Here is a 6,703-nt window from a genome sequence, read left to right on the forward strand (position 1 = left end):
CCTACCCCGGGACCCGGAGGATGCAGACATGGAGCGAGGGAGTTCGGTCGCCGACGGCGCCAGGGGCGCCGAAAGCGCGGGGGGCGCCGAGACTGCGGGCGGCACGGAGGGTGCGGAGGGCGCCGGGGCTGACGCCGACCGGACGGCGCGGCACCACGGCAACCGGCACGGGCGCAGCGAGCAGGCGCGGATGGCCGTACTGGAAGCCGCCGACGACCTCCTGGTCGAGAAGGGCTTCGCCGGTGTCACCGTCGAAGGCATCGCGGCGCGGGCCGGGGTCGCCAAACAGACCATCTACCGCCGCTGGAACACCAAGACCGACGTCCTTCTGGACGCCTTCCTCCAGGACGCCGCCGAAGCCCTCGCCCCGGCCGACCACGGCGATCTCGGCGCCGATCTCCGCGAGCACCTGGGCCTGCTGGCCGGCTTCCTCACCGCGTCAGACGCGGGCGCGGTCTTCCGGGCCCTGCTCGGGCACGCGCAGCACGACCCGGAGTTCGCGGCCGTGCTGCGCGCCCGCTATCTCGACGAGCAGCGCCGCCGCGACCGGCTCCCGCTGGAGAACGCGGTGGGCCGCGGCGAACTCCCCGCCGGTCTCGACCTGACGGCCGAGGTCGACCGGCTCGTGGGGCCGATCTACCACCGCGTCCTGGTGACCGGGGACCCGGTCGACCGGGACTTCACCGACCGTCTCGTGGACGACTTCCTGCGCCGCCACCCCCGTGCCCGTCCCGCGTCGGACGGCGCTTCCTAGCGGCGCGTGGTACGTCCTCCCGTCGGCGTCCGTCAGGCTCCGGTGCCGTCGGCGGCGGCCTTGAGCGCCGCCAGGTCGATCTTCTTCATGCCGAGCATCGCCTTCATCGCGCGCTGGCCGCGCTCCGCGTCGGGGTCGTTCAGCATCGCCACCATGCCGGTGGGGACGACCTGCCAGGACAGCCCGTACTTGTCCTTGAGCCATCCGCACGGGCCCTCGGAGCCGCCGCCCTCGGTGAGCCGGGCCCAGTAGTGGTCGACCTCGGCCTGGTCCTCACAGGTGATCAGCAGCGAGACGGCCTCGGTGAAGGGGAACTCGGGGCCGCCGTTGATCGCGATGTACGGCTGGCCGTCCAGCTCGAACGCCACGGTCAGTACGGTGCCCGCCTCGCGCGGACCGGCCTCGCCGTAGTAGGTGGTGTCGGTGATCCGCGAGTTCGGGAAGACCGAGACGTAGAACTCGGCGGCTTCCTGGCTCTCGGTGTCGAACCAGAGGTTGGGGGTGATCCGGGGCATCGCGGTCTCCTCGCGTCAGGCTGTCGTCGGCGCCCGAGCGCCGCCGTTCACCTTTATGACCGGCCGCCCGCCGAAAACTCATCGGCGACACAGCACCCGCGCGGCTCAGTCCCCCAGCCGGTCGATCTGCCGGATCTTGTTGGTGACGTCGAGCGCCGCGACCTTGTAGGACTCGGCGAGCGTCGGGTAATTGAAGACCGCGTCCACGAGGTAGTCGACGGTGCCGCCGCAGCCCATCACGGCGTGGCCGATGTGGATCAGCTCGGTGGCGCCGGTGCCGAAGCAGTGCACGCCGAGCAGCTTGCGGTCCTCCGGCGAGACCAGCAGTTTCAGCATGCCGTGCGCGTCACCGATGATCTGGCCGCGGGCCAGCTCGCGGTAGCGGGAGACACCGACCTCGAACGGCACCAGTTCGTCGGTGAGCTGGTCCTCGGTGCGGCCGATGAAGCTGACCTCGGGAATGGTGTAGATGCCGATCGGCTGGCCGTCCTGCATCGCGTGCACGGGTTCGCCGCAGGCGTGGTACGCGGCGGTCCTGCCCTGCTCCATCGAGGTCGCGGCCAGCGCGGGGAAGCCAATGACGTCACCGACGGCGTAGATGTGCGGGACCGCGGTGCGGAAGTGCTCGTCCACCGATATCCGGCCGCGCTTGTCGGCTTGCAGACCGGCCTTGTCGAGGTCCAGCTCGTCGGTCAGACCCTGCCGTCCCGCCGAGTACATCACCGCGTCCGCGGCGATCTTCTTGCCGCTCTCCAGCACCGTCAGGGTGCCGCGCTCGTGCCGCGAGACCGCCGCGACCGTCTCGCCGAAGCGGAAGGTGACCGCGAGATCCCGCAGGTGGTACTTGAGCGCCTCGACGATCTCGGCGTCGCAGAAGTCCAGCATTCCCTCGCGCTGCTCCACCACGGTGATCTTGCTGCCGAGGGCGGCGAACATCGACGCGTACTCCATGCCGATGACCCCGGCGCCGACGATCACCATGGACCGCGGCACCCGCTCCATGCTGAGGACGCTGTCGGAGTCCAGCACCGTACGGTCGTCGAACTCGACGCTCGCCGGGCGCGCGGGCCGGGTGCCGGTGGCGATCACGATGTGCTCGGCCGTCACCAGCCGGTCCTGGCCAACCGCGTCGCGCACCGCGACGGTGTGCTGGTCGACGAAGCGCCCGGTGCCGGAGAGCAGCGCGACCTGGTTCCTGGAGAGCTGACTGCGGATCACATCGACCTCGCGGCCGACCACATGCTGCGTCCTCGCGGTCAGGTCCGCGACGGTGATGTCCTCCTTGAGCCGGTAGCTCTGGCCGTACAGATCCCGCTGGTTGAGGCCGGTGAGGTAGAGCACCGCCTCCCGCAGCGTCTTGGACGGGATCGTGCCGGTGTGGATCGACACCCCGCCCAGCGAGTCCGCGCGGTCCACCACCGCCGCCCGCCGTCCGAGCTTGGCCGCCGCGATGGCCGCCTTCTGACCACCAGGACCTGAACCGATCACCAACACGTCGAAGTCGGGCACACCAGCGAGTGTGACAGTCGGCGGCCCGCCCCGGAAGGCTTTGCCGAACAGGGCCGCCCGCGGCCGTGGTCGCGCTGCCGCCGGTCCGCTACGTGACCGGCCGCCCCGCCCGCTGCCCGCCCCGTTCCCCGAACCGCTGCTCGCCCGGTTCCCCGACCCGTAACCCGACCGGCTACGTGACCGGCGCGAAGAGGTGCTGCGCCGCCACGGCCGCGCCGCCGCGCGCCCACTCCTCGAACGGCAGCGGGCGCAGCAGCAGATCGCACTCGGCGGCGGCGCCGAACGCCTGGGCAGCGAAGGTCTCGCGGATCTGGTCGGCGAACAGGTCGTAGGTCGCCACGCCCTCGCCGGAGATGATGATCCGCTCGGGGCCGATCAGGTTGGCGACCGAGGCGATGGCGAGGCCGAGCGCGTGCCCGGCGCGGGAGAACACGGCGCGGACCGCCTCGTCCCCGGCGTGCGCCAGCCGTACCGCTTCGGTCATCGTCAGCCCCGGATTCCCCGTGGCCTGCCTGGCCTGCTCGGTGATGGCGTGCGTGGACGCGACGGCCTCCACGCAGCCGGTGTTGCCGCAGGTGCAGGTCCGCTCGGTGCCGCCGACCGGCAGGTGGCCCACCTCCCCCGACACGCCGTGCGCCCCCGACACCACACGCCCGCGGATGGAGAGTCCGCAGCCGATCCCGGCGCCGACGGTGATCAGCGCGAACGAGTCCAGGCCCGCGCCCGCGCCGAACCACTGCTCGGTGACGGTCAGCGCGCGTACGTCGTTCTCGATCACCGTCGGTGTGCCGGTGGCGGTCTCGACGAGCCGGGCCAGCGCGACCCGGCGCCAGTTGAGGAACGGCGAGTACTGCACGATGCCGGTCTGCCCGTCGACGTCGCCGGAGATGGTCACGCCGATGCTGTGCACGTCCTCGCCGTGCTCGGGCCCGGCCGCCGCGCGCAGCCGCTTGACCAGCCGGGCGATGGCCAGCACCACGGTGCCGACGTCCCGCGAGTCGAGGGTGACCCGGCGTGCCACGAGCGGCTTGGCCGTGAGATCGGCCAGTACGCCGATCAGCTCGTCCGCGGTCACCTTGACGCCGATGAAGCGGGCCCGCTCCGGGCGTACCGCGATCAGCGTGGCGGGTCTGCCGGTCGCCCGCTTCGGGGCCGGGGTGCTCAGCTCGGTGATCCAGCCGTCGCTCAGCAGCGGCGCCGTCACCTTGGTGACGGCCCCCGCGGACAGGCCGGTACGTCGGCCGGCCTCGGCCCGGGTGAGCGGCCCGTGGGCGAGCAGGGTCTGGAACACCAGGGCGGCGGCGGGCGGCTGATCGGCGGGAGTCACGTCTCCGACCCTACCTTTCCGCCGGAAGGTAAGGGAAGGCGAGAGTGGCGCGAGGGGTGCACAGGATTCACAGAATCCACCGGGAAACCAGGTGGTGACTATGTTGACGCTGGAAGGAAACTCTGGCTACAGTCGCCGCACTCCACAGCCGAACGGGGTCCGGGACGGCCCCGAACGGCAGGAGCGCGACCGGCGTTCCTCCCCTCCGGCCGCGGCCTGCGCACGGGGCGGCGTCCCCTCGGACCGCCCCGCGAGCGCAGGCGTCCACGCCAACCAACCCTCCTCGTCACCCGGCCCCGCCGTGCCCGCGCACGGTGCCGAGATGGAGCAGTCATGGCACCTTCCGATGGACCCGTACGCCTCAGCGCCCGTGCCGCCCGCGCCAGGGGCGGCGCCCGGAACGCCGTCCTCCCCGCCCTGCTGGCGGCCGGAGCGCTGATCGCGGCCTTCGCCGTACCGGCGTCCGCGTCGGCGCCCGCTGCCGCGCCCGGCTCCGCACCCGAGTCCGTACAAGCCGCCGTCTCCCGAGCCGCCCCCGCCCCGTCCCCGGTCCTGGCCGCCAAGCCGTACATGGGCTGGAGCAGTTGGAGCCTGGAGTCGACCAACTTCCCCGGCTACGGCGGGATGAGCTGGCTGACCGAGGCGCATGTGAAGCAGCAGGCCGATGTGGTGGCCAAGAAGCTCAAGTCCCACGGCTACGAGTACATCAACATCGACTCGGGCTGGGTCGGCGGCTTCGACCACTACGGCCGTCCGATGCCCAATGCCACGACGTTCCCCGACGGACTGAAGGGCCTGGCGGACTACGTGCACGCCAAGGGCCTGAAATTCGGCGCCTATCTGGCCGTCGGGCTCTACTTCGACGCGTACAACGACGGGAAGTCGCCGATCTACGGCGCGCCGGGCTGTACGACCAAGGACATCGTCTACCCGGACCTGCGCAAGACCAGCGGCTGGGACGACGTCTCCTACCAGATGGACTTCTCCAGCCCGTGCGCCGCGAAGTACATCGACTCCGTCGCGGCCCAACTGGCGGGCTGGGGCGTGGACTTCCTCAAGGTCGACGGCGTCGGCCCCGGCTCCAACCAGGGCGACGCGGCCCACGACAACATCCCCGACGTCCAGGCATGGCACGCCGCGCTCCAGAAGACCGGCCGTCCGATTCAGTTCACGGTGTCCTGGTCGTTGAGTCATGACCGGGCGGACGTGTGGAAGCGGAACTCCAACGGGTGGCGGGTCGACACCGACGTGGAGTGCTACTGCGACACGCTGGTGACCTGGGACAACTCCGTCAAGCAGCGGTGGAACGACGTCGTCCAGTGGATCGACGACGCAGGCCCCGGCCACTGGAACAACCTCGACTCGCTCGACGTCGGCGCAGGCGCGATGGACGGCCTCACCGACGCCGAACGGCAGACCTACATGACGCTGTGGGCGGTCGAGTCCGCACCGCTGTACTCCGGCGACGACCTCACCCGACTCGACCCCTACGGCCTGAAACTCCTCACCAACGACGAGGTGATCGCGGTCGACCAGGCGGGCAACCCCGCCAGGCCCGTCAGCCAGACCACCGACCAGCAGGTCTGGTACGCCCGCAACACCGACGGAACGTACACCGTCGCCCTGTTCAACCTCGGCAGCGCACCCGCCGACGTCACCGCCGACTTCGCCGACCTCGGCATCACCGGCAAGGCCGCCGTCCGCGACCTGTGGAGCCGCACCGGCCTCGGCAGCGCCTCGGGCCACCTGACGAAGAACCTGCCCCCGCACGGCTCCCGCCTGTTCACCCTCACCCCTGCCAAGAAGACCCCCGGCCCCGGCACGCCCCTCGGCGTCCACGGCACCGCCTCGACCGCCACCACCGTCTCCCTGGCCTGGAACCCGGTGAACACCGGCCCCGCCACCACGGGATACGACGTGTACGTCAACGGCCGTAAGGCCACCTCGACCGGCAGCACCTCCGCCACCGTCACCGGCCTCACCCCCGCCACCGGCTACACCTTCACCGTCACCGCCCACGACGCCAAGGGACGCCACTCCGCGCCCGGAAAACCGGTTCCGGTCACCACCCCCGCCCCCGGCGGACGCGTCACCTACGAAGCGGAAGCCCCCGCCAACACCCTCACCGGAAACGCGAGCATCACCGACTGCGCCTCCTGCTCCGGCGGAAGGAAAGTCGGCAACCTCGGCGGGGACAGCGCGGTCGCCATCAACCACGTGACAGCGCCGAAGGACGGCACCTACCTCCTCACACTCGGCTACGCGGACGGGTCCTCCGGCCGCACCGCCGTGGTCACCGCGGGCGGCTCGTCGTTCCAGCTCCCGCTGCCCGGCGGCAACGACAACAACTGGGGCGTGGCGCGGTCCGTGACCGTACCGGTCCACCTGAAGGCGGGCGACAACACCGTCACCTTCGGCAACCCGGCCGACTACGCCTCGGACGTCGACCGCGTCACCGTCTGACCCCGGTCGCCGTCCCGCGGTTGGGGGGGGGGGGGGGGGAGGGGGGGGGGACCCCCACCAGGGGGGCCCCGGGGCCGACGGAGGGGAGGGGGGACGGGATCGATGGAGGGGAACCGGCCTGGCACACCCAATCGC

General features: G+C 71.5%; 5 protein-coding genes. 2 read left to right on the top strand and 3 right to left on the bottom strand.

Features of this window, described 5'->3' with window-relative positions; genetic code table 11:
• Positions 1–28: 28 nt before the first annotated feature.
• Entirely contained in the window at positions 29–754 is a 726-nt protein-coding gene (locus ACZ4EF_RS34905; RefSeq protein ID WP_467508191.1) for a TetR/AcrR family transcriptional regulator, read from the top strand.
• Positions 755–786: 32 nt separating this feature from the next.
• Here ACZ4EF_RS34905 and ACZ4EF_RS34910 read toward each other — a convergent pair whose 3' ends face one another.
• From ACZ4EF_RS34910 to ACZ4EF_RS34920, 3 genes are all read right to left on the bottom strand, one after another.
• Positions 787–1,269, bottom strand: coding sequence for a VOC family protein (locus ACZ4EF_RS34910; protein WP_355334929.1), 483 nt, complete (start codon positions 1,267–1,269; stop codon positions 787–789).
• A 105-nt stretch (positions 1,270–1,374) separates the two neighbouring features.
• Entirely contained in the window at positions 1,375–2,778 is a 1,404-nt protein-coding gene (gene sthA, locus ACZ4EF_RS34915) for a Si-specific NAD(P)(+) transhydrogenase (RefSeq protein ID WP_467349936.1), read from the bottom strand.
• 172 nt (positions 2,779–2,950) lie between these two features.
• The gene (locus ACZ4EF_RS34920) at positions 2,951–4,105 is read right to left on the bottom strand and encodes an ROK family transcriptional regulator (RefSeq protein WP_355334923.1); all 1,155 of its coding nucleotides are present in this window, start codon (positions 4,103–4,105) and stop codon (positions 2,951–2,953) included.
• Positions 4,106–4,438: 333 nt separating this feature from the next.
• On the opposite strand from ACZ4EF_RS34920, the gene ACZ4EF_RS34925 reads away from it, so the two are divergent.
• Complete coding sequence (locus ACZ4EF_RS34925; protein WP_467508194.1) at positions 4,439–6,568, top strand: fibronectin type III domain-containing protein; 2,130 nt, start codon at positions 4,439–4,441, stop codon at positions 6,566–6,568.
• Positions 6,569–6,703 lie beyond the last annotated feature (135 nt).

This window comes from Streptomyces sp. NPDC025721 (genome assembly GCF_055558595.1).